Below are 23,615 nucleotides of genomic sequence, written 5' to 3'. Positions count from 1 at the left end.
CGGCAGGCCGGATGATGCGCCGCCGGCAACGGATCGATCGCCCCGTTGAATCGCGCTCGACGAACGGCGCGCTGCCGATCGACGTGGCCGTCGGCCGCGCGACGTGATCGCATGCGCGGCGCGCCGGTCCGGCTTGGGCGATTGGCTCGCCGCGCAAGCGAACGTCGACGCATCGAAAGGCGCGAATCGCGTCGCGCCGTCAAGCATCGGGCATTTCCGCTTTTCGCCGAAGTCTCGTATCACGCGCGCTCCCGGTTGGGCTCCGCGCATTCGAATGCCGGTTGGGCGGCGTGCGCGACCTCGAATCGCGCCGCCGCGCAGCGAGCATCCCGCTTTTCACCGAAGTCTCGTATCACGCGCGGCTCCCGGTTAGGCTCCGCGCATTCGAATGCCGGTCGGCTGGCGTGCGCGACTCGCACCGCGCCGCCGCGCGTCGGACATTTGCGCTTTTTCGCACATGCCGAGAATGCCGCGCGTCGCGTGCGATCATCGGCCCGGTACGGCATGCGTGAATCGGGCAGGCACCGCCGTCCGTCCATACGACCGCGCGACACACGGCCGGCGCAGCATCGAGCCCGCTGCCTCCACCACGCCACGCTCCGCCTCCGCCTCCGCGCAGCCCGGCATCGGCATCGGCATCGGCATCGGCATCGGCATCGGCGTCGGCGTCGCCGCGTCGCGCGGCACGCATCTCGATGGAGCGATTCCGCTCCCCGGGTGTAGCATCACGGCCGTCATGAAAACGATCCTCACCCGCGATTTTCTCGCGCTCATTCTCAGCGTCGCCGTCGTCGGCCTCGGCACGGGCGCCACCCTCCCCTCACCGCGCTCGCGCTCACCGAGGCGGGCCACGGCACCAACATCGTCGGCATGCTGACCGCCGCGCAGGCGGGCGGCGGCCTCGTTCGTCGTGCCGTTCGTGTCGGCAATCACGAAGCGCTTCGGCGGACGGCAAGTGATCGTCGCGTCGGTGCTCATGCTCGCCGCGGCGACCATCCTGATGCAGTTCACGTCGAGCCTCGCCGTCTGGGGCGTGCTGCGCGTCGTCTGCGGCGCCGCGTTTGATGCTGCTCTTCACGATCGGCGAAGCGTGGGTCAACCAGCTCGCCGACGATGCGACGCGCGGGCGCGTCGTCGCGATCTACGCGACGAATTTCACGCTGTTCCAGATGGCGGGCCCCGTGCTCGTCAGCCAGATCGCCGGGATGACGAACGTGCGTTTCGCGCTGAGCGGCGCGCTTTTCCTGCTCGCCTTGCCGTCGCTCGCGTCGATCCGCAAGACGCCTGTCGGCGACGAGCCGCATCACGAGGCGCACGGACCGCTGGACGCGCGTGATGCCGAAGATGCCCGCGCTCGTCATCGGCACCCGCGTTTTTCGCGCTGTTCGACACGCTCGCCCTCTCGCTGCTGCCGCTCTTCGCGATGGAGCGCGGCGTCGCGAGCGGAACGGCCGTGCTGCTCGCGGCGATCCTGCTGTTCGGCGACACCGCGATGCAATTCCCGATCGGCTGGCTCGCCGACAAGCTCGGCCGAGAGCGCGTGCATATCGGCGCGGGTTGCGTCGTGCTCGATCGACGCGAGCTTCGGATGGGCGCGACGGCGGCGGCGGGCAGCGCGGCGACGCATCCTGCCGGCCCGCTTCGCCCGCGCACCTGCGTTGCCGCGAGCCGGCCGCGGCCGCCCCGGGCCGCGGCGAACCGGGTTCGCCGCTCGCCGCGCCCGCCGTCGCCCGCGGTCGTCGACGGCCCGCCTGCGACGCATCAGCACTTGACGCCCGCCGCGGCCCGCCTTTCTTCTTATTCGGCCGCCGGCGCTTTTCTCGCGCGACGCCCCCGGAAAATTCCCACCCGCGCCGTCCGAATAGGCCAAATCGTCATCAAATCCGCCTCCCACTAAATCGAAAAATCATTTTTTGCAACCCGAACCGTCAAGCTTTTCGAAAAGCTTTGCATTAACCATTCGATGCGATGCAGCAAATTTATTTGTTCCGCGCCGGAAAAGAACCTTAGACCGCATTGCAATCCGCTCACAAAAATCCCCCGGAAAAAATGCTCGAACGGCGTGCGCCGCACGGCGCTGCGCACTCCGAACCAGCGGCAGTACCGTACTGGAAACGGTACCGCGCCGGCCGCGCCGCGCGGACGCCTCGCAGGGATTAAAACTGTCGCATTCGTCGAATATCATCCGCGCAAATCTCGGAATCGGTTCACACCCCGAAAATAGGGATCGCCGATCCCGACGACCGATTTATTACATTCGAGATGAAATAATTATTTAGTTGACTGATGCACTCAGCTTATTGAACAATTTGCCCAGCCTTCGATGATTCGATATTTAACAGGCCGTTGAATTACTGTCCGTCCTGACGTATTTTCCCTTCCGCCGTTCACGACGATCACCGCGAAGCGTTCGATTTCGGCTCGCTCTGCCGATTTCAATGCGAATGGATCAACGTCGTGGGCTTCCCGGTGCCCACTCTGGTACCTCAGGCGCTCTGCGGGCGCAACGCGGCCAGCGATCTCAACCGCGTCAGGTTGTAGGCTGCCATCGTCAGAGTCAGCAGTTGGTCCACTTTCTCGAGACCACGAACCATGACCTGTCGCAGCGGGCCTATCGTCTTGCCCCAGCCGAAGCACTGCTCAATGCATTTCCGTTTGCGCTGGCTCAGCGCGTAGCCCAGGTGCCGCGTCGTGCGTTTATCGATCGCGCTGCCGCCGCTGCGTTTCGTGTTCGCGCCACATGCGGCGTCACGTTCGCGTCCCGGCAAGCCTTGATGAACCCGCGCGTGTCGTAACCCTTGTCGGCCCCGACCGTGATGCGTCGATCTGGTCGCGCGACGTCCTGCAACATCTCGGCGGCAACGTCGCGTTCGGCTCGGCCATTCGCCCGGCTGGCCTGTACATTGACCACCAGACCGTGCCGATTGTCGGTCAGCACATGACCGAGATAGCTCGGCAGCGCCGGTGCAACATTGCTCTTTCGGTACAGGCGGCTGTCACCGTCGCTCTTCGATTCATGCGTTTCGTTGCTGCGCGGCTGGCCGTGCCAGTTGCCTGGCGGCCGGTCGTCGTCGCTACCATCTTTGCGACGGATGCTCTTGTGGCTAGCCCAGGCCTGAATCAGTGTGCCATCGACGCTGAAATGTTCGCCCGACAGCAGGCCCCGTTTCTGCGCCGTTTCCACCGTCGCGTTGAACAGCTCCGTCACCGCGTCGAATTCCAGTAGCCGATCCCGGTTCTTGCTGAACACCGAGTGGTTCCAAACCGCATCCTCGATCGACAGGCCTACGAACCACCGGAACAGCAGGTTGTACGAGATCTGCTCGACCAGTTGCCGCTCGCTGCGGATGCTGTACAGCACCTGCAACAGCATCGCCCGCATCAGTTTCTCAGGCGCGATGCTCGGTCGGCCTCCCTTCACGTCGACTTCGTACATCGCCGAGAACTTCGCATCCATCTTCGACAGTGCTTCGTTCAGCCACGTCCGGATCTGGCGCAGCGGATGCGCCTGCGGAACAAATTCCTCTAGCCTCACCGTGCTGAACAACGATTCGTTGTAACCGTCCGCGCCTCGCATCTGCCTGCTCTTCCTTGATCTCGGGAGCCTACATCGTGCAGGACGGACCGACGTATTTCAACGGTCTGTTAAGACAAGTTCTGTGCTGATCCGACAGCCGGCGGCTTGCCATGATCGAAGGCGAAAAACACAACATAATCATTTAATGGGCCAACGAAAGCTATGAACCAAATCCAGACCATGCGTGTTTTCGTATGTGTTGCAGAACTGCAGAGCTTCCGGCGAGCGGCGCGGAAACTCGGCGTATCGAATGCGCTCGTCACGCGTTCGATCGCGATGCTCGAGACACATCTGAACACGCGCCTCATCCATCGCACGACGCGCAATCTGTCGCTGACGGAAGCGGGCATCCGCTACCTCGACGGCTGCCGGGCGCTGCTCGAGGAGTTCGATCAGCTCGAGGCATCCGTCGAGCGGGCGGTTCATGAGCCCGTCGGCACGTTGCGCGTCGCCGTGTCCGGGTTGCTGTCGCCCGGCCGGGTCACGCCCCTCGTCGACAGCTACCGGCGTCAGTACCCGAAGGTCCGCGTGCAGCTGACGCTGACCGAAGGGCCGCTCGACGTGATCGAAGCCGGCTACGACGCCGGCCTCGTCACGGGCGGCCGCCTCGACGGCAACCCGGCGCTGATCGGCCATCCGCTGATGCCGAACACGCTCGCGCTGTGCGCCGCGCCTTCGTACATCGAACGGCACGGCGCGCCGCACCGGCCCGACGATCTCGTCCGCCATGCGTGCATCGCGCTGCCGGCCGACCAGCACTCGTCGACCTGGCGCTTCGTCGATCCGGATCACTTCACGCACGTCGTGTCGCTGCAGCCCGTCTACACGGTCAACAGCGCGTCGATGGTGCGCGCGGCGACGCTCGCCGGCACCGGCATCTCGGTGCTGCCGGAAAGCTACATCGCCGACGCGCTCGAAAGCGGCGAGCTCGTGCGGATTCTCGGCGACTACCGGATCGACGATCCCGACACGCAGCTGTCGATCGTCTATCCGAACCGCCAGTTCCTGCCGGCGCGCACCCGCAGCTTCGTCGAGCACGCGCTGTACCACCTCGGCGGCCAGAAGACCGAGACGAACGGTCACTACTTCATGCGCGAGGCCGGCACGGCGAAGCGCCCCGACGTCGTCACGGGGCTCCAGTGACGCTCGGCTGAAGTAAACTAATGCGCACCCTTTACCGGAGGCAAAGCGTGCGCGTGATTCTTTTCAGCAGCCGGCAGTACGACCACGATTCGTTCGATGCCGCCAACCAGTCGTTCGGCTACCGGCTGCATTTCCAGCCTTCCCATCTCGACGCGGAGACGGCGATCCTCGCGCGCGGCTACGAGGTCGTCTGCCCGTTCGTCAACGACACCCTCGACGCCGCCGTGCTCGAGGCGCTCGCCGCGGGCGGCACGCGCCTCATCGCGCTGCGCTCGGCGGGCTTCAACCATGTCGACCTCGCGGCGGCGGCCCGGCTCGGGCTCATCGTCGTGCGCGTGCCCGCCTACTCGCCGCATGCGGTCGCCGAGCACGCGGTCGCGCTGATCCTCGCGCTCAACCGCCGCCTGCCGCGCGCCGTCGCGCGCACCCGCGAAGGCGACTTCTCGCTGAACGGGCTGCTCGGCTTCGATCTCTTCGGCAAGACGGTCGGCGTAATCGGCACGGGCCTTATCGGCAGCGTGTTCGCGCGGATCGTGGCGGGCTTCGGAATGCGCGTGCTCGCGCATTCGCTGCCGCCGCACGACGACGCGCTGATCGCGCTCGGCGTGCGCTACGTGCCGCTCGAGCAGTTGCTCGCCGAATCGGACATCGTGAGCCTGCACTGCCCGCTGATGCCCGCCACCCATCACCTGATCGACGCCGGCGCGCTCGCCCGGATGAAGCCGGGCGCGATGCTGATCAACACGAGCCGCGGCGGCCTCGTCGACACGCAGGCGCTGATCGACGCGCTGAAGACGGGCCAGCTCGGGCATCTCGGGCTCGACGTCTACGAGGAGGAAAGCGGGCTCTTCTTCGAAGACCATTCGGATCGCCCGCTGCAGGACGACGTGCTCGCGCGGCTGCTCACGTTCCCGAACGTGATCGTCACGTCGCACCAGGCGTTCTTCACGCGCGAGGCGCTCGCGGAGATCGCGCATACGACGCTGTCGAACATCCGCGCATGGCAGGACGGCGCGCCGCGAAACGTCGTCGACGCGGTGCAGCAGGGCTGACGGCGAGCGGGGGCGGACGCGCCGTGGGCAGTGCGGCGTAGGCCATATGGGCCTTGGATCTTGGGCCTTGGGCCTTGCGCCTTGGGCCTCGCGCCTCACGCCGTGGGCCGCGGACCTTGCGTCGTGCTCCGGCACGCCGATTCGGCGGGTCGGGCCCCGTCGGCTAAACCCCTTATTGGCGCGCCGCGCGAGTCTGCTATCGTTGCGGCGATTCTTCGCCTCCACCCGTTTCGCCAGTTCACCATGCGTTTCGACGAACCCGCGATCGCCGCCGTCTACCGGGCGATCTTCGAGCGGCGCGACATGCGCCATTTCACGTCCGCCCCGGTCGATCCCGCCGTTCTCGCGCGCTTGCTGCGCGCCGCGCATCACGCGCCGAGCGTCGGCTTCATGCAGCCGTGGCGCTTCATCCGCGTGACCGACCCCGCGCTTCGCGAGCGCATTCACGCGCTCGTCGACGCCGAGCGCCGCGCGACCGCCGACGCGCTCGGCGAGCGGCACGACGAATTCATGCGGCTGAAGGTCGAAGGCGTGCGCGAATGCGGCGAGCTCCTCGTCGCCGCGCTCGCCGACGGGCGCGAGCGGCACGTGTTCGGCCGCCGCACGCTGCCGGAGATGGATCTCGCGTCGGCCGCTTGCGCGATCCAGAACATGTGGCTCGCCGCGCGCGCCGAGGGGCTCGGGATGGGCTGGGTGTCGCTCTTCGACGTCGACGCGCTACGCCGGCTGCTCGCGATGCCCGACGGCGCGAAGCCGATCGCCGTGCTATGCCTCGGCCACGTCGACGCGTTCTACGCGAAGCCGATGCTCGAGGAAGAGCGGTGGGCCACGCGGATGCCGCTCGAGGAATGCCTGTACGAGAACGGCTGGGACACCGCGCCGACGCCTGCGCGCAACACCTGATCAGGCCCTAAACACAGGGGTTTTCCCTGAGATAAAATCGCGGCTGTCCCGCTCGCTTCCATCGGCGCGCCGCATCCCGCGGCGCCGGAGGCGGCGGCCCTCCCGCGAGTCGTCCATGCCGCTGCCCCTCTTCGCCCTTGCCGTTGCCGCGTTTGGTATCGGTACCACCGAGTTCGTCATCATGGGCCTCCTGCCGAACGTCGCGCGCGACCTAGGCGTGTCGATTCCGGCGGCGGGCATGCTCGTGTCCGGCTACGCGCTCGGCGTGACGATCGGCGCGCCGATTCTCGCCGTCGTCACCGCGAAGATGCCGCGCAAGGCGGCGCTGCTTTCGCTCATCGGCGTGTTCATCGTCGGCAACCTGTTTTGCGCGATCGCGCCCGGCTACACGGCGCTGATGATCGCGCGCGTCGTCACCGCGTTCTGCCACGGCGCGTTCTTCGGCATCGGCTCGGTCGTGGCGAGCAGCCTCGTCGCGCCGAACAAGCGCGCGCAGGCGATCGCGCTGATGTTCACCGGCCTCACGCTCGCGAACGTGCTCGGCGTGCCGCTCGGCACCGCGCTCGGCCAGGCGTTCGGCTGGCGCGCGACGTTCTGGGCCGTCACCGGCATCGGCGCGCTCGCGGCAGCAGCGCTCGCCGTCTGCGTGCCGAAGCGCCTCGAGATGCCCGCCGCCGGCATCGCGCGCGAATTCGGCGTGCTGCGCAATCCGCAGGTGCTGATGGTGCTCGGCATCAGCGTGCTCGCGTCGGCGAGCCTCTTCACCGTGTTCACGTACATCACGCCGATCCTCGAGGACGTGACGGGCTTCACGCCGCACGACGTCACGCTCGTGCTGCTGCTCTTCGGCCTCGGCCTGACGGTCGGCGGCACCGTCGGCGGCAAGCTCGCCGACTGGCGGCGGATGCCGTCGCTCGTCGCGACGCTCGCGGCGATCGGCGTCGTGCTCGCCGCGTTCGCGGGCACGATGCGTACGCCGATGCCCGCGCTCGTGACGATCTTCGTGTGGGGCGTGCTCGCGTTCGCGATCGTGCCGCCGCTGCAGATCCTGATCGTCGACCGCGCGAGCCACGCGCCGAATCTCGCGTCGACGCTCAACCAGGGCGCGTTCAATCTCGGCAACGCGCTCGGCGCGTGGCTCGGCGGCACCGCGATCCACGCGGGCGTGCCGCTCGCGAAGCTGCCGTGGGCGGGCGCCGTGCTCGCGATGGCGGCGCTCGCGCTCACGCTGTGGTCGGCGTCGCTCGAACGGCGCGCGGTGCCGGGGCCGGCCGAATGCGCCTGATGCGCGGAGCGCGCGAGGCAGCGATTCGCTGCGCGGCGCGCCCGCGCGCCGGTCGTGTGACGAACGGCGCGCGGCAGGCCGGATGATGCGCCGCCGGCAACGGATCGATCGCCCCGTTGAATCGCGCTCGACGAACGGCGCGCTGCCGATCGACGTGGCCGTCGGCCGCGCGACGTGATCGCATGCGCGGCGCGCCGGTCCGGCTTGGGCGATTGGCTCGCCGCGCAAGCGAACGTCGACGCATCGAAAGGCGCGAATCGCGTCGCGCCGTCAAGCATCGGGCATTTCCGCTTTTCGCCGAAGTCTCGTATCACGCGCGGCTCCCGGTTGGGCTCCGCGCATTCGAATGCCGGTTGGGCGGCGTGCGCGACTCGAATCGCGCCGCCGCGCAGCGAGCATCCCGCTTTTCACCGAAGTCTCGTATCACGCGCGGCTCCCGGTTAGGCTCCGCGCATTCGAATGCCGGTCGGCTGGCGTGCGCGACTCGCACCGCGCCGCCGCGCGTCGGACATTTGCGCTTTTTCGCACATGCCGAGAATGCCGCGCGTCGCGTGCGATCATCGGCCCGGTACGGCATGCGTGAATCGGGCAGGCACCGCCGTCCGTCCATACGACCGCGCGACACACGGCCGGCGCAGCATCGAGCCCGGCTGCCTCCACCACGCACGCTCCGCCTCCGCCTCCGCGCAGCCCCGGCATCGGCATCGGCATCGGCATCGGCATCGGCATCGGCGTCGGCGTCGCCGCGTCGCGCGGCACGCATCTCGATGGAGCGATTCCGCTCCCCGGTGTAGCATCACGGCCGTCATGAAAACGATCCTCACCCGCGATTTTCTCGCGCTCATTCTCAGCGTCGCCGTCGTCGGCCTCGGCACGGGCGCCACCCTCCCCCTCACCGCGCTCGCGCTCACCGAGGCGGGCCACGGCACCAACATCGTCGGCATGCTGACCGCCGCGCAGGCGGGCGGCGGCCTCGTCGTCGTGCCGTTCGTGTCGGCAATCACGAAGCGCTTCGGCGGACGGCAAGTGATCGTCGCGTCGGTGCTCATGCTCGCCGCGGCGACCATCCTGATGCAGTTCACGTCGAGCCTCGCCGTCTGGGGCGTGCTGCGCGTCGTCTGCGGCGCCGCGTTGATGCTGCTCTTCACGATCGGCGAAGCGTGGGTCAACCAGCTCGCCGACGATGCGACGCGCGGGCGCGTCGTCGCGATCTACGCGACGAATTTCACGCTGTTCCAGATGGCGGGCCCCGTGCTCGTCAGCCAGATCGCCGGGATGACGAACGTGCGTTTCGCGCTGAGCGGCGCGCTTTTCCTGCTCGCCTTGCCGTCGCTCGCGTCGATCCGCAAGACGCCTGTCGGCGACGAGCCGCATCACGAGGCGCACGACCGCTGGACGCGCGTGATGCCGAAGATGCCCGCGCTCGTCATCGGCACCGCGTTTTTCGCGCTGTTCGACACGCTCGCCCTCTCGCTGCTGCCGCTCTTCGCGATGGAGCGCGGCGTCGCGAGCGGAACGGCCGTGCTGCTCGCGGCGATCCTGCTGTTCGGCGACACCGCGATGCAATTCCCGATCGGCTGGCTCGCCGACAAGCTCGGCCGAGAGCGCGTGCATATCGGCGCGGGTTGCGTCGTGCTCGCGCTGCTGCCGCTGTTGCCCGTCGTCGTCGCGACGCCGTGGCTCTGCTGGCCGCTCCTCTTCGTGCTCGGCGCGGCGGCGGGCAGCGTCTACACGCTGTCGCTCGTCGCGTGCGGCGAGCGCTTCCGCGGCTCGGCGCTCGTGACGGCGAGCTCGCTCGTGTCCGCGTCGTGGAGCGCGGCGAGCTTCGGCGGACCGCTCGTCGCCGGCGCGCTGATGGAGCAGCTCGGCGGCGATGCGCTGGTCGGCGTGCTGATCGTGTCGGCGCTCGCGTTCATCGTCGCCGCGCTTTGGGAGCGACGAACATTGCCGATGCACGCGGCTCGGCAGGAGCGGTGACGCAAATCGGAGCTGCGGACGTTCGCGGCCGCGAGTCCGCTGTCGTCAGCGAAAGAATGGACGAGCGCGCATGGTCGCTCGGGATTTGGCAATGTCTTGCGCGGTTTGAAACTTCTCGCTTCCGGCGTTCGAATGCTGAATGCTGAATGCTGAATGCTGAATGCTGAATGCTGAATGCTGAATGCTGAATGCCGAGCCGAGCCGAGCAACGCACGGTGCAGAATACCTTGTGCCAAGCTCCAACTTCGGAATTTGCAATTTCCGACATCGAGCTCTTGGCTTCTGGCTTCTGGCTTCTGGCTTCTGGCTTCTGGCTTCTGGCTTCTGGCTTCGAGGTTCGAGGTTCGAGGTTCGAGGTTCGAGGTTCGAGGTTCGAGGTTCGAAATTCGAAATTCGAAATTCGAAGCATACGACGCATGAAGCGCCGCGCATGACGCAGCAAACGACATCCCGCCACCGCGTTGCAACGCCCCCTCCGCCCGGACACCGGACCGCCCCGACGCACCCGCCCAAACGACACGGGCGCTTGCAGCACCGAAGCCGCAAGCGCCCGATTCGACCTCTCGCACAGCCCACCCCGCGACACTGCTCGCCGGGCGGCACGACCGTCTCCCCTCACTACGCTGTCACCCCTTCGACGCCGGCAGAATCTTCCCGACGCACGTCCCGAAGCCGACGCGATACCCGTCGCCCTGGCACCAGCCGGCGAGCGTCAGCTCGTCGCCGTCCTCGATGAACGCGCGCACGCCGCCGCTCGCGAGCGCGACGGGCTCCTTGCCGTTCCACGTCAGCTCGAGCAGGCTGCCGAACGAATCCTTCGTCGGCCCGCTGATCGTGCCCGAGCCCATCAGGTCGCCGACCCGCGTGTTGCAGCCCGACACCGTGTGATGCGCGAGCTGCTGCGCCATCGTCCAGTACATGTGCTTGAAGTTCGTGCGCGAGATCGTCGTCGCGCCGGCCGCGCCTTCCGGCTTCAGCCGCACTTCGAGCTCGACGTCGAACGCATGCTCGCCGCCGTGGCACAGATACGCGAGCGGCTCCGGCGCCTGCTTCGGCTGCGCGGTGCGGAACGGCTCGAGCGCGTCGAGCGTGACGATCCACGGCGAGATCGACGTCGCGAACGTCTTCGCGTTGAACGGCCCGAGCGGCACGTATTCCCATTGCTGGATGTCGCGCGCGCTCCAGTCGTTCAGGAGCACCACGCCGAAAATGTGCGACTCCGCGTCCTCGCACGCGATCGGCTCGCCGAGCGCGCTGCCGCGGCCGACGATGAAGCCCGTCTCGAGCTCGATATCGAGCTTGCGGCACGCGCCGAACACCGGGCGGTCGCTGTCCGGCAGCTTCAGTTGCCCGTTCGGCCGGCGCACCGGCGTACCGCTCACGACGACCGACGACGCGCGGCCGTTGTAGCCGATCGGCATCTCGGACCAGTTCGGCAACAGCGCGTTCTTCGGATCGCGAAACATCGAGCCGACGTTCGTCGCGTGTTCCTTCGACGAATAAAAATCGGTGTAACCGGGAATGTCGACGGGCAGATGGAGGGTCGCGTCGCGCTGCGCGACGAGCGCGCGCGCGCGCAACGCAGCGTCGTCGCGCAGCCGCGCGCAGCCGCACTCGAAAAGGGCGCTCAGCTGGACGCGCACGCTGCGCCACGCATCGCGGCCGAGCGCGATGAAATCGTTGAGCGCCGGCCGCTCGAACACGGCCGCCCCGCCCTCCACCGTCAACAGGCCCGCGCGCGCGAGCTCGGCGAGATCGACGATCGCATCGCCGAGCGCGACGCCCGCGCGCTTCTCCGGATGGCGCGCATCGCTGAAGATGCCGAACGGCAGGTTCTGGATCGGGAAATCGCACGCGGCGTCGTTCGCCGCGTCGAGCCAGCTCTTGCGCGAAGGATCGAGGCTCGCGCGCAGTTCGTCGGGGGTAGCGCTCATCGTTGCTCCGGATTGAAGTGTTTCTTGAGGCCTTGCCAGCATTCGAAGTAATTCGCCTGCAGTTGCGCGGTGTCGAGCGCGAAGCGCGTCGGGCGAATCAGCGTGCGGGTCTCGAACATGAACGCCATCGTATCGCCAACCTTGTTCGGCTTCGACGTGTCGATCGCCGACGCCTTCTCGAACGTGTCCGCATCCGGCCCGTGGCCCGACATGCAGTTGTGCAGGCTCGCGCCGCCCGGCACGAAGCCTTCCGCCTTCGCGTCGTACGCGCCGTGCACGAGCCCCATGAATTCGCTCGCGACGTTGCGGTGGAACCACGGCGGGCGGAACGTGTCCTCGGCCGCGAGCCAGCGCGGCGGGAAGATCACGAAGTCGATCGCATCGACGCCCGGCGTGTCGCTTTGCGACTGCAGCACGAGGAAGATCGACGGATCGGGATGGTCGTAGCTGATCGAGCCGATCGTGTTGAAGTGACGCAGATCGTACTTGTACGGCGCGTAGTTGCCGTGCCACGCGACGACGTCGAACGGCGAATGATCGATGTCCGCGCGCCAGAGCCGGCCGTTGAGCTTCGCGACGAGTTCGAACGCGCCTTCGCGGTCTTCGTACGACGCTCTCGGCGCGAGAAAGTCGCGCGGATTCGCCAGCCCGTTCGAGCCGATCGGCCCGAGGTCCGGCAGCCGCAGCAGCGCGCCGAAGTTCTCGCAAACATAGCCGCGCGCGTGCCCATCCGGCAGCGCGACCGCAAAGCGCACGCCGCGCGGAATCACCGCGATCTCGAACGGCTCGACGTCGAGGCGGCCGAGCTCCGTCATGATGAAAAGCCGCCCTTCCTGCGGCACGATCAAGAGCTCGCCGTCCGCGCTGTAAAAGAAGCGCTCGCGCATCGAGCGGTTCGCCGCGTACAGGTGGATCGCGCAGCCGCTCATCGCGGCGGCCGAGCCGTTGCCCGCCATCGTCACCCAGCCGTCGACGAAATCGGTCGGCTGCGCGGGCATCGGCAGCGGGTCCCAGCGCAACTGGTTCGGCGGAGTCGGCGGCACGTCGTCCGAATCGCCGAAGTCGGCGACGATCCGGCGCTCGCCGGACACGAGCTCGAACGGCCGATGCACGGCGGCGGGCCGGATTCGGTACAACCACGACCGGCGGTTGTGACCGCGCGGCGCGGTGAACGCGGTGCCGGACAACTGCTCCGCATAGAGCCCGTACGGCGCGCGCTGCGGCGAGTTGCGCGCGTGCGGCAGCGCGCCCGGCAGCGCCTCGGTCGCGAATTCGTTCGCGAAGCCGCTCTGGTAGCCGGCTTCGCCCGGTTTCGATAAATCCAGTGTCATGATTGTCGTTCTCTCCATTCAAGCGACGTTCGGCGCGGCCGCGCCGCGCCGCCGCGTCACGCTCGCGAGGCCGATCACGAGGACGGCCGAGCACAGCACCGGCACGGCCGCCGCGTGGAACAGCGCGTCGTTCGACCAGCCGAGCGCGATCAGTTGCCCGCCGACGAGCGGCCCGAGCACGGAGCCGGCGCGGCCCACGCCGAGACTCCAGCCGATGCCCGTCGAGCGCAGCGACGTCGGGTAATAATGGCCCGCGAGCGCGTTGACCGCGGGCTGTCCGCCGACGACGCAAAAGCCGCCGACGAACACGGCTGCGAGCAGCCAGACGAACGCATGCGCGACCGAGCCGATCATGCCGACCGCGATCGTCGCGCACGCGAAGCACGCGAACAGCACGCGCATGAAGCCGTGCCGTTCGATGAACCAGCCGAGCGACAGCGTGCCGATCACGCCGCCCGTCTGCAGCACCGTGCCGACGATGACGGCCGTGCCGCTTGCGTAGCCCGCGTCGCGCATCACGGTCGGCAGCCAGTTCGACAGGAAATACAGGTCGATCAGGTTCATGAAGTTGATCGCCCACAGCAACAGCGTGACGCCCGCGCGCCCCGCGCGGAACAGTTCGGCAACGGGCGCGCCCTTCGGCGCCGCCTCGCGCACGACGAGCCGCGTGTCGGGCGGCACGGCGAGTTGCGGCGCGAACCTCGCGAGCCACGCGCGCGCCGCTTCGTGCCGGCCCCGCAGCACGAGCAGTTGCGGCGATTCCGGCAGGCGAGCGACCATCGCGGCCGCAAGCGCGAGCGGCACCGCGCCGCCGACGAAGAACACCGCGCGCCAGCCGAACGCCGGAATCAGCGCGGCGCTGACGAAGCCGCCCAGCGCCGCGCCGGCCGTGAAGCCGCACGACACGATCATCATCCGCTTCACGCGGTGCGCGCCCGGGCTGCATTCGCCGACGAGCGCCATCGCATTCGGCATGATGCAGCCGAGCCCGAGGCCCGTCACGAAGCGCAGCGCGATCAGCATCGGGATCGACGTCGCGAACGGCGTCGCGAGCATCGTAAGCGCGAAGAACAACGTCGCGCCGATCAGCACCGGCCGCCGGCCGATGCGATCGGCGAGCACCGACAGGCCGAGCGCGCCGAGCAGCATGCCGAACAGGCTCGCGCTGAAGACGGGCCCGAGCGCCTGCTTCTTCACGCCCCACTCGGCGATCACGCTCGGCGCGACGTAGCCCATCGCCTGCGCATCGAAGCCGTCGATCACGAGACACAGCCCGCAGAGCGCGAGCAGCATCGCGTGAAACGCGGGCCGATGCATGTCGTCGATCACGCGCTCGATTTCGAGCACGCGCGCGCCGGCCGCCGCCGTCATTGCAGCGCCGGCGCGCCGGGCGCGCCGTCGAGCGTGGCCGCGCCGCTGCGCGCGAGCGCCATCGCCTCGCGCAGCACGTCGAGATCGCCGACCTGGTTCGCGAGCAGCAGGATCAGCTTCGCGTTGACGATCTGGCTCTCGCTGTCGGGCAGGTCGCGGTGCATGTCGATCAGCGCCTCGTAGAACGCGTCCGGATCGGATAGACGCAAGCGGGTGTCGAGGTGCATCGTGTGTCTCCTGGTCTCGGTCGGTAGCTGGTTCGGTCACGCGTTGCAGATCGCGCGGGCGAGCGCCGCGCGCACCGCGCCCGCGTCCGCCGTGCGAAAGCGCGCGCACACGTGCTGGTCCGGGCGCAGCAGATAGAACGTGCCGGGATGCGCGTCGTAGCGCTGCGCGGCGAGCCCTTCGCTGTCCTCGATCACGTCGACGCCCGCCACCGCGCGCGCGCCGCCCTTCGGCACGACGAGCACGGGCGCGACGGGCAGCGCGTGGCCGCGCGTCGCGTCGGCGAGCGCGGGCGCGTCGCCGATCGAGCCGAACAGCAGGCCGACGAAGCCGCCTTTCAGATGCTGCAGCAGCCAGCCGGGCTCGCCGTCCGCGAGCACGGGCGCATCCGGCGCGACCGCGCCCGGAACCGGCGCGCGCTCGAACGTGTCGCCCGCCTGATCGGGTGTGTTGAGCCGCGAGTCGGCGAGCACGGCGGGCACCGACAGCCGGCCGCTGTTGACGAGCTTGCGCGCGAACTCGCAGTCGCGCGCGAGCTTGAGCGTCGCGTCGCGGAACACCCGCGAGATCGGGCTCTTCGGCGTGATGAAATCGGTCGAGCGCGTCGAATTGCGGATATTCTCGTCGGCCGCGAATTCGCGCTCGCGCGCATACGTGTCGAGCAGGCGATCCGGCGCGCGGCCGTCGAGCACGAGCTTCAGCTTCCATGCGAGGTTGTCGGCGTCCTGCACGCCGCTGTTCGCGCCGCGCGCGCCGAACGGCGACACGCCGTGCGCGGAATCGCCCGCGAACAGCACGCGGCCGTGGCGGAAGCTGTCCATCCGCTGGCAGCGGAACGTGTAGACGCTCACCCATTCGAGCTCGAACTCGACGTTCGGCCCGAGCAGCGCGCGCACGCGCGGAATCACGCGCTCCGGCGCCTTCTCGGCGACGGGATCGGCGTCCCAGCCGAGCTGAAAATCGATGCGCCACACGTCGTCCGGCTGCCGGTGCAGCAGCACCGACTGATTGCGATGGAACGGCGGATCGAACCAGAACCAGCGCTCGGCCGGAAACGGCGCGCTCATCTTCACGTCGGCGATCAGGAAGCGGTCCTTGAACGTGCGGCCGCGGCTGTCGAGGCCCATCATCGCACGCAGCGGGCTCTTCGAGCCGTCGGCCGCGATCACGTAGCGCGCGCGCAGCGTGTACGGCCCGTCCGGCGTGTCGACGTCGAGCTCCGCGTGATCGGGCGTCTGCCGGATGCCCGTCACGCGGCTCTTCCAGCGCAGGTCGAGGTTCGGCAGCTCGAGCGCGCGCTCGGCCAGATAGCCTTCGACGTAGTACTGCTGCAGATTGACGAACGCGGGCCGCGCGTGCCCCACTTCCGGCAGCAGATCGAACGCGTAGATCAGTTCGTCCTGCAGGAACACCTTGCCGACGTGCCAGCCCACGCCCTTCTGCGCGACCCGCTCGCCGCAGCCGAGGCGATCGAAGATCTCGAGCGTGCGCTTCGCGAAGCAGATCGCGCGCGAGCCGCTCGACAGCGTGTCGTCGTCGTCGAGCAGCACGACGGGCACGCCCTGCTGCGCGAGATCGATCGCGGCCGCGAGCCCGACGGGCCCCGCGCCGACGACGACGGCCGGATGCGGCTCGCCTTCATCCGCACCGGCCGCGCGCGGGCGATAGTCGAACTTCAGCGTCTGATAATCGATGGTCATGATGCCGCCCGCCGCGCTCAGCCTTCGAGGGTGTGCCACATTTCCTTGTCGCGCTCGGCCGTCCAGATCCGCGGGTCCGGATGCTGCGTGGCCTCGTCGAACGCGCGCGTCACGTCGAACGGCATGCAGTGATCGAAAATCACCCAGTCGCCGAACTTCGGCTTGAGCGCCGCGTACGTTTCCTTGTAGATCGCGTTCAGGTCCTTGCCCGACGCCGCGCCCGACTTCACCTTCGCGTACAGCTCGCTCACGAACGCGCGCGTGCCGGCGAGCCCGTCCGCGACTTCCTCGCGCGTCTTCAGCGCCGCGCCGCGGCCCGGCACGAGCTTCTCGGGCTCGAGCGCCGCGATCGCGTCGAGCGTCGCCGGCCAGTCCTGGAAGTACGCGTCGCCCGCGTACGGCGTCGCGCCGTACTCGACGAGGTCGCCCGACAGCAGCACCTTCTCCTGCGGCAGCCAGACGACCGTGTCGCCCTTCGTGTGCCCGCGCCCGAGCTGCATGATCTTCACTTCGAGCTTGCCGAGCCGGAGCGTCATCTCGCCCTTGAACGTGAGCGTCGGCCACGTGAGGCCGGGCACCGATTCGACCGAGCGGAACAGGCGCGGAAAGCGCTCGATCTCGCTCTTCATGTCGGCCGCGCCGCGCTCGACGATGAGCTCGTACGTGTCCTGGCTCGCGATCACGTGGTCGGCGCCGTACGCGGATGCGCCCAGCACGCGCACCGCGTGATAGTGCGTGAGCAGCACGTACTTGATCGGCTTGTCGGTGACTTCGCGGATTCGGCGGATTACGTCCTCGGCCATTACGGGCGTCGCCTGCGTGTCGGCGACGAGCACCGCGTCGTCGCCGATGATGATCCCCGTGTTCGGATCGCCTTGCGCCGTATACGCGTACGCATGCTCGGACAGGCGCTCGAACGTCACCTGCTTCTCGGTCAGGTCCGCCTGCGATGCAAATTTCTTGTCACCCGCCATCTGTCGCTCCTTGCTCCGTATTGAGGGATGCGCCGCTTTTGTCGGACAAGCCGCGCGTTCGAATGCTTGATCTGCGTCAATATTGCGATTTACGAATAGTAAAACCAATTACGATTAGTGAAATCAATGTATACCCTAACCGCCAGCGCGGAACCGATATCGATATGAGCAATTCACGCAGCCAATCACGCGCGGCGCTGCTACTATCGTTCGTATGCGGCGGCCGTTTCGGCCGCCTTTCTTCCTTCCGGAGTCCATGGTTCCGCCCACCATTCCCGAGCTCGTCGCCCGCGCGGGCAAGCTGCCGTTCCTGTGCGACCACCTCGCGCTCGAGGACGGCGCGCAAAGCGCGTACGCGCACCTTCGCGACCTGAGGCTGGCGAGCGTCTACGAGCCGATCTACGACGTGTCGATGCCGGGTGCGCCGCAATCGACGTCGCTCACCGACGCGATCGAGCGCTACGGCGACGAACTGGGTTTCCAGGCGGTCACGTACCTGGGCGGCGCGCCGTTCGATCCGATCGACGCCGTCGCCGACGATCAGGAGCTCGTCGCGCTCGACCGGCTCGCGCGCAGCCTGCACGCGATCAACTTCTTCGGCGCGCAGCGGCACGGGCTGCTGTTCCTGCGCGTGCACGAGCGGCTGTTGAAGAGCGTCAAGTACGACCACGGCAAGCACTTCTCGACGGTGCTCAAGGGGTTCGGGCTGCCGCCCGAGCGCGTCGTGATCGAGCTGCCGGCCGCGGCCGTCGCGCACAAGACGTTCCTCGGCTATCTGACGAAGAGTTATCAGCACTACGGCTTCAAGGTCGCCGACAAGCTGCCCGATCCGGGGCGCATCCTCGCCGTCGAGTCGGACATGGCGCGGCCGGACTACATCAAGATGGATGCGGCGATCGCGCTGCGCGAAGGGATGGTGAAGGCGCTCGTCGGCTATGCGCAGCGCGTGCGCATTCCGCTCATCTTCGATCACGTCGTCGACGAAACGCAGTTCGAGCTGCTGCGTCAGTACGACGTGCGGCTCGTGCAAGGGCCGGTGTTCTCGCAGCCGGCCGCGGTCTGACGGAGGCGGCCGCGTACGGCGCGCCGTGCGCCGCGCGGAACGCGCACGCCGCGGGCAAGATTGCGCGGCGCGATGCCGCGCCGGGCGGCGTGCGAGGAATCGGGGCGACGCGGTCGCCGCCACCGCCGGGCGCCGGTCACGCCTCGCGTTTCCCGACACGCGCGATGACACCTCCGTGATTGTCGCGTCGCGGCCGCGCATCGGAGCATCGGTGCATCGGCCGCCGCGATCGGGGCGAGGCGATTGCCGACCGCGCGAAGCATAAGCGTCGGCTTTCCCGACGCGCGCGACGCATGCGCCGCATTTGCGTCGCGACGCGCGCATTTCGCAATGCCTGGGGTCTGCATCGCCATCGCTCGGCAACGCCCGCGCAACGCCGGTTCAATGGTCGCCGTCGTCGCGCACCGCCAGATCGCCCGCCACTTCGAGCCCCGGAATACGGCTCGCGTACCACGTGTGCGCTTTCGGCCGAATCACCGACGGATCGTCGAGCGTCGCGTAGTTGACCTCGACCGTCGTGGGCGCATCCGAGCGCCGATATTCGAGCTGCGCGCCGCACTGCGCGCAAAAGCGCCGCTCGCCCCACGCGCTCGACGCAAACACGCGCGGCGCGCCCTTCACATACTCGAACGCGCCGATCGGCACCGTCGCCCATGCGAGCACGGCGGCGCCCGTCGTCCGCTGGCACAGCCGACAATGGCAGAAACCCGCGTCGGCGGGCACGCCGGCGATCCGGTAACGAATCGCGCCGCACGCGCACCCGCCTTCCAACGATTCCGAGCCCGGCATCACGGACATCCTGTTCACGTTGCACCTGAACGGTGCGATAGAAAGCGGGGTCTACGATACAACCGATCGCGCCAGGCTGTCGCGTTGCATCGAAGTGCGCGGCGGCGCGTCGAAATGCGGAAAGCAAGCGTTGGAATGCGCAGCGCCGAATGACCATGCCGCATTACATCATGCGCCAGCGCGCGGCCGGACGGCGCGCGGCGGCGCGCCAGCGCGCGACTCAGCCCAGTTGCCCGAGCCGCCGCGCGAGCGCCTTCAGCTTCGGGCCGACCCGGTTGCGAAACACGTCCTCGCTCATCGACGACGCCGGCCCGCTGCAGCTCAGAATCAGCCAGCGCCCTTCGCGCGGCTCGCGAAACGGCACCGCGACCGCGTTCACGTCCCCGTGCCAATCGCGAAACGAGTAGCAGCAGCCGTCGACGGCGAATTCGCCCACCGCGCGCTCCGCCGCCTCGACGAGCGCCGCCCCCGCCCGCCCCTTCCCCGCCGTCTTGCGCAGCTCGGCGAAGAGCGCGGCGCGCGCGTCGGGCGGCTGCACGGCGAGATACGCGCGCCCCATCGAGCTCGTCAGCATCGACAGCCGCGACCCCGACGCGAGCCCGAGCGTCAGCGCCGTCTCGCTGCGGATCGTCTCGAGGTAGATCATGTCGAGGCCGTCGCGGCAGCCGAGCGACACCGCCGCGCCGATCTCGCGCGCGAGCGCCTGCATGTGCGGCCGCGCGAGCGCGAGCGTGTCGGAGCCCGCGAGCAGCGCATAGCCGAGCGACAGCACGCCCGCGTCGAGCGCGTACTTGCCGAGCGCGTCGTCGTAGCGCAGATAGCCGAGCACGGTGAGCGTGTACGCGAGCCGGTTGACGGTCGCCTTCGGCAGCCCGGTCCGCTCGGCGAAGTCGCGGTTGCCGAGCATCGTTTCGCCGGGCCTGAACGCACGCAGCAGATCCAGCCCCCGCGCGAGGGCGACGACGAACTTGCGTTCGTCGAGCGTGTCGGCATCGATGGTCGAAAAATTCATGCGGTGATACACTGGGTTCAATTTGCAAAACATTGTTCCGCACAGCGGAACTATAGTCAAGTGAGGAGATGACGAGATGGCTGCCGCAACCTTTCATTGGGACGATCCGCTGCTGCTCGCCCAGCAGCTCGGCGACGACGAGCGCATGGTGCGCGACGCCGCGAACGCCTACGCGCAGGACAAGCTCGCGCCGCGCGTGACGCAGGCGTTCCGCCACGAAACCACCGATACGGCGATCTTCCGCGAGATGGGCGAGCTCGGCCTTCTCGGCCCGACGATCCCCGAACAGTACGGCGGCCCCGGTCTCGGCTACGTGAGCTACGGCCTGATCGCACGCGAGGTCGAGCGCGTCGATTCGGGCTATCGGTCGATGATGTCGGTGCAGTCGTCGCTCGTGATGGTGCCGATCTTCGAATTCGGCTCCGACGCTCAGAAGGAAAAGTACCTGCCGAAGCTCGCCACGGGCGAATGGATCGGCTGCTTCGGCCTGACCGAGCCGAACCACGGCTCCGATCCGGGCGGCATGGTCACGCGCGCGAAGAAGGTGCCGGGCGGCTACTCGCTGTCGGGCTCGAAGATGTGGATCACGAATTCGCCGATCGCCGACGTGTTCGTCGTCTGGGCGAAGCTCGACGAGGACGGCCGCGACGAAATTCGCGGATTCATTCTCGAGAAGGGCTGGAAGGGCCTGTCGGCGCCCGCGATCCACGGCAAGGTGGGGCTGCGCGCATCGATCACGGGCGAGATCGTGCTCGATGAAGCGTTCGTGCCCGAAGAGAACATCCTGCCGGGCGTGAAGGGCCTGCGCGGCCCGTTCACGTGCCTGAACTCGGCGCGCTACGGCATCGCATGGGGCGCGCTCGGCGCGGCCGAATCGTGCTGGCACACCGCGCGCCAGTACGTGCTCGATCGCAAGCAGTTCGGCCGGCCGCTCGCCGCCAACCAGTTGATCCAGAAGAAGCTCGCCGACATGCAGACCGAAATCACGCTCGGCCTGCAAGGGGTGCTGCGGCTCGGCCGGATGAAGGACGAAGGCACGGCGGCCGTCGAGATCACGTCGATCATGAAGCGCAACTCGTGCGGCAAGGCGCTCGACATCGCCCGCCTCGCGCGCGACATGCTGGGCGGCAACGGCATCTCGGACGAATTCGGCGTCGCGCGCCATCTCGTGAATCTCGAGGTGGTGAATACGTACGAAGGCACGCACGACATCCACGCGCTGATTCTCGGCCGCGCGCAAACGGGCATTCAGGCGTTCTTCTGAGCCTCGCGCATACGCGATCCGGGCCGGCTTTGCGCTTTGCGCTTTGGCCGACGCCCGCGCCGCCGAGGCCCGCGCGCGTTGCGCGGCAGCCACGCGCCGGCCGGGGCCTCCGGATCGCTTCGGTGTCGCCGCAAACGAAAAAGCCCCGGCACGCTCGCCGGGGCTTTTTCGTCACATGACAGTCACGCCGCGAAAACGCGCGGCGCGCACGCCGCTCACTTGTTCGGCTGCGGCGTCAGGCGCAGGTACGGACGCACCGCCTTGAAGCCCTTCGGGAAGCGCTGCTTCAGCTCTTCCGGGTCCTGCAGCGACGGCACGATCACGACGTCGTCGCCATCCTTCCAGTTGCCGGGCGTCGCGACCTTGTAGTTGTCGGTCAATTGCAGCGAGTCGATGACGCGCAGCACTTCGTCGAAATTGCGGCCGGTGCTTGCCGGGTAGGTGATGATGAGGCGCACCTTCTTGTTCGGGTCGATCACGAATAGCGAGCGCACGGTGAGCGTCTCGTTCGCGTTCGGATGAATCATGTCGTACAGCTCGGAAACCTTGCGGTCGCCGTCGGCGATGATCGGGAAGCCGACGCTCGTCGCCTGGGTCTCGTTGATGTCGTCGATCCAGCCCTTGTGCGACTCGACGCTGTCGACCGACAGCGCAATCACCTTCACGTTGCGCTTCTCGAATTCGCCCTTGAGCTTCGCGGTCAGGCCGAGCTCCGTCGTGCAGACGGGCGTGTAGTCGGCCGGATGCGAGAACAGGACGCCCCAACTGTTGCCGAGCCATCCATGGAATTTGATGCGACCGAGGCTCGAATCCTGCTCGAAATCCGGCGCGGTGTCGCCAAGACGTAGACTCATGTTGCAGCTCCTTGAACTTGCATGGGTTGGGTGCCCCGGCGCACGATGCGCACGGGCAAGCTTTTAGCTTAAGGGATTCCGCGGCCGGCGCGAACGATTATTCCGTCAGATATTCATGCCTTTTCGTCATTCTTGCCGAGAGGCGTTTGACAATCCCGGAAACTTTTTCGTTCCGGATCGGCTCTCTATTGTCATTGCAAGTCGTTTACCATGCTACACAAGCGCGATCTTGCGCCGCCTGTACGCTGAGCCGCCGCGCTCGCCCGCAGGCACGGGTTTCGCTACGATGTGCGTAGGACAACCCGCCTCGGCAAGAAGGGAGTCGCAATGTCTGAAGTCAACAAGGAGAAACTGATGTCGGATATCAAAACTGTTCTCGCGGACGCGGAAGACCTGCTGAAGCAGGCCGCGAGCAGCACGGGCGACCGTGCGACCGAGCTGCGCGAGAAGGCGCTCACGCGCCTGAAGCAGGCGAAGGAGAAGGCGGCCGACGTTCAGGTGGTCGTGGTCGAAAAAGGCAAGAAGGCGGCGCGCGCCACCGACGATTACGTACACGAGCATCCGTGGACGTCGATCGGCATCGCGGCCGGCGTCGGCGTGCTGGTCGGCCTCTTGATCAATCGCAAGTAACGCGGCGCGCCAACGCGAGAGACAGCCCCCGGCGGCGCGCCCGTGCGCGCCGCCGGGATTACGCGCTCCGGCCCGTCGCGGCGCCGGCCGTTCTCCGCGCGCAAGCGCTTCATCCATGACGACAGAAACCTCATCGCATCAGTCCGCGCACGGACCGCTGCGCCGCCTGCTCGGCTCCGTGTTCGCGCTCCTGCAGACCCGGCTGGAACTCGTCGGCATCGAGCTCGCCGAGGAGAAGGAGCGCCTGATGGGCGTGCTCTTCCTCGGACTCGCCGCAATGATGCTCGCGACGATGGCACTCATCAGCCTCACGGTGCTCGTCACGATCGCGTTCTGGGACACCTACCGCTGGCAGTCGCTCGCCGTCATCACCGCGCTCTACGCGCTCGGCGCGCTCTTCTGCGGACTGAAGGCGCGCTCGGGACTACGCAATGCGCCCGTCGTGTTCGAGGCGACGCTGAACGAACTGGAAAAGGACCGCGAGCTGTTCCGCGGCAAGTCGTGAACGCGCGGCCGCGCTCCTCGCCGCGC

18 protein-coding genes and 2 pseudogenes are annotated in these 23,615 nt (G+C 67.8%); 10 read left to right on the top strand and 10 right to left on the bottom strand.

Annotated elements, in window-relative coordinates:
• Positions 1-736: 736 nt before the first annotated feature.
• Positions 737-1,570 (top strand): annotated as a pseudogene (locus WT60_RS05055) (MFS transporter); the annotation flags it as partial.
• Positions 1,571-2,486: 916 nt separating this feature from the next.
• Here WT60_RS05055 and WT60_RS05050 read toward each other — a convergent pair.
• Positions 2,487-3,577 (bottom strand): annotated as a pseudogene (locus tag WT60_RS05050) (IS5 family transposase).
• Between the two features lie 162 nt (positions 3,578-3,739).
• Here WT60_RS05050 and WT60_RS05045 point away from each other — a divergent pair.
• The 5 genes from WT60_RS05045 to WT60_RS05020 all read left to right on the top strand — a co-directional run bounded on the left by WT60_RS05045 (position 3,740) and on the right by WT60_RS05020 (position 9,937).
• The gene (locus WT60_RS05045) at positions 3,740-4,720 is read left to right on the top strand and encodes a LysR family transcriptional regulator (RefSeq protein WP_010105992.1); all 981 of its coding nucleotides are present in this window, start codon (positions 3,740-3,742) and stop codon (positions 4,718-4,720) included.
• 47 nt (positions 4,721-4,767) lie between these two features.
• A complete protein-coding gene (locus WT60_RS05040) occupies positions 4,768-5,772 on the top strand; it encodes a 2-hydroxyacid dehydrogenase (RefSeq protein WP_038753417.1) in 1,005 nt (334 codons plus the stop codon).
• Positions 5,773-6,015: 243 nt separating this feature from the next.
• The gene (gene bluB / locus WT60_RS05035) at positions 6,016-6,675 is read left to right on the top strand and encodes a 5,6-dimethylbenzimidazole synthase (protein WP_059671256.1); all 660 of its coding nucleotides are present in this window, start codon (positions 6,016-6,018) and stop codon (positions 6,673-6,675) included.
• 115 nt (positions 6,676-6,790) lie between these two features.
• The gene (locus WT60_RS05030; protein ID WP_059644424.1) at positions 6,791-7,960 is read left to right on the top strand and encodes an MFS transporter; all 1,170 of its coding nucleotides are present in this window, start codon (positions 6,791-6,793) and stop codon (positions 7,958-7,960) included.
• Between the two features lie 795 nt (positions 7,961-8,755).
• Entirely contained in the window at positions 8,756-9,937 is a 1,182-nt protein-coding gene (locus tag WT60_RS05020) for an MFS transporter (RefSeq protein ID WP_348982044.1), read from the top strand.
• Positions 9,938-10,563: 626 nt separating this feature from the next.
• On the opposite strand, the gene fahA is transcribed toward WT60_RS05020, so the two are convergent.
• Genes fahA through WT60_RS04985 form a run of 6 tightly spaced genes read right to left on the bottom strand, consistent with a single transcriptional unit; the run spans position 10,564 to position 17,472 of the window.
• Positions 10,564-11,871 (bottom strand): fumarylacetoacetase, encoded by a 1,308-nt coding sequence (gene fahA, locus WT60_RS05010; protein ID WP_060355524.1) that lies wholly within the window; start codon positions 11,869-11,871, stop codon positions 10,564-10,566.
• The gene (gene hmgA, locus WT60_RS05005) at positions 11,868-13,202 is read right to left on the bottom strand and encodes a homogentisate 1,2-dioxygenase (RefSeq protein WP_038753466.1); all 1,335 of its coding nucleotides are present in this window, start codon (positions 13,200-13,202) and stop codon (positions 11,868-11,870) included. The genes fahA and hmgA overlap by 4 nt, the downstream gene beginning before the upstream one ends.
• Positions 13,203-13,220: 18 nt before the next feature.
• Complete coding sequence (locus WT60_RS05000) at positions 13,221-14,573, bottom strand: MFS transporter (protein WP_038753405.1); 1,353 nt, start codon at positions 14,571-14,573, stop codon at positions 13,221-13,223.
• Entirely contained in the window at positions 14,570-14,800 is a 231-nt protein-coding gene (locus WT60_RS04995; RefSeq protein ID WP_038753403.1) for a DUF2783 domain-containing protein, read from the bottom strand. Before WT60_RS04995 ends, WT60_RS05000 begins: the two co-directional genes overlap by 4 nt.
• Before the next feature lie 36 nt (positions 14,801-14,836).
• Positions 14,837-16,498 carry an FAD-dependent oxidoreductase gene (locus WT60_RS04990; protein WP_038753464.1) on the bottom strand — a complete coding sequence of 554 codons (1,662 nt, stop codon included), beginning with the start codon at positions 16,496-16,498 and terminating at the stop codon, positions 14,837-14,839.
• 17 nt (positions 16,499-16,515) lie between these two features.
• Positions 16,516-17,472, bottom strand: coding sequence for an MBL fold metallo-hydrolase (locus tag WT60_RS04985; RefSeq protein ID WP_038753401.1), 957 nt, complete (start codon positions 17,470-17,472; stop codon positions 16,516-16,518).
• Positions 17,473-17,728: 256 nt separating this feature from the next.
• Between WT60_RS04985 and WT60_RS04980 the strand changes: the two genes are divergently transcribed.
• On the top strand, positions 17,729-18,535 hold the full coding sequence (locus WT60_RS04980; RefSeq protein ID WP_038753400.1) for an EAL domain-containing protein: 807 nt from the start codon (positions 17,729-17,731) through the stop codon (positions 18,533-18,535).
• Between the two features lie 381 nt (positions 18,536-18,916).
• Here WT60_RS04980 and WT60_RS04975 read toward each other — a convergent pair whose 3' ends face one another.
• The gene (locus WT60_RS04975) at positions 18,917-19,324 is read right to left on the bottom strand and encodes a GFA family protein (protein ID WP_038753461.1); all 408 of its coding nucleotides are present in this window, start codon (positions 19,322-19,324) and stop codon (positions 18,917-18,919) included.
• 220 nt (positions 19,325-19,544) lie between these two features.
• Positions 19,545-20,336, bottom strand: a complete 792-nt coding sequence (locus tag WT60_RS04970) for an IclR family transcriptional regulator (protein WP_059644410.1) — start codon at positions 20,334-20,336, stop codon at positions 19,545-19,547.
• Positions 20,337-20,412: 76 nt separating this feature from the next.
• Here WT60_RS04970 and WT60_RS04965 point away from each other — a divergent pair, with 76 nt between their 5' ends.
• Positions 20,413-21,600 (top strand): acyl-CoA dehydrogenase, encoded by a 1,188-nt coding sequence (locus tag WT60_RS04965; RefSeq protein ID WP_038753398.1) that lies wholly within the window; start codon positions 20,413-20,415, stop codon positions 21,598-21,600.
• A gap of 215 nt (positions 21,601-21,815) precedes the next feature.
• On the opposite strand, the gene WT60_RS04955 is transcribed toward WT60_RS04965, so the two are convergent.
• A complete protein-coding gene (locus WT60_RS04955) occupies positions 21,816-22,454 on the bottom strand; it encodes a peroxiredoxin (RefSeq protein WP_038753397.1) in 639 nt (212 codons plus the stop codon).
• A gap of 327 nt (positions 22,455-22,781) precedes the next feature.
• On the opposite strand from WT60_RS04955, the gene WT60_RS04950 reads away from it, so the two are divergent.
• Together WT60_RS04950 and WT60_RS04945 are read left to right on the top strand one after the other, a co-directional pair.
• Complete coding sequence (locus WT60_RS04950; protein ID WP_038753396.1) at positions 22,782-23,084, top strand: YqjD family protein; 303 nt, start codon at positions 22,782-22,784, stop codon at positions 23,082-23,084.
• Between the two features lie 115 nt (positions 23,085-23,199).
• Positions 23,200-23,589, top strand: a complete 390-nt coding sequence (locus WT60_RS04945) for a phage holin family protein (protein ID WP_038753395.1) — start codon at positions 23,200-23,202, stop codon at positions 23,587-23,589.
• Positions 23,590-23,615 lie beyond the last annotated feature (26 nt).

Source organism: Burkholderia sp. MSMB617WGS, assembly GCF_001532025.2.
GTDB classification, from domain to species: Bacteria; Pseudomonadota; Gammaproteobacteria; order Burkholderiales; family Burkholderiaceae; genus Burkholderia; species Burkholderia savannae.
The sequence above is the reverse complement of the archived record's forward strand: the minus strand, read 5'-3'. Positions and strand labels throughout refer to the sequence as shown.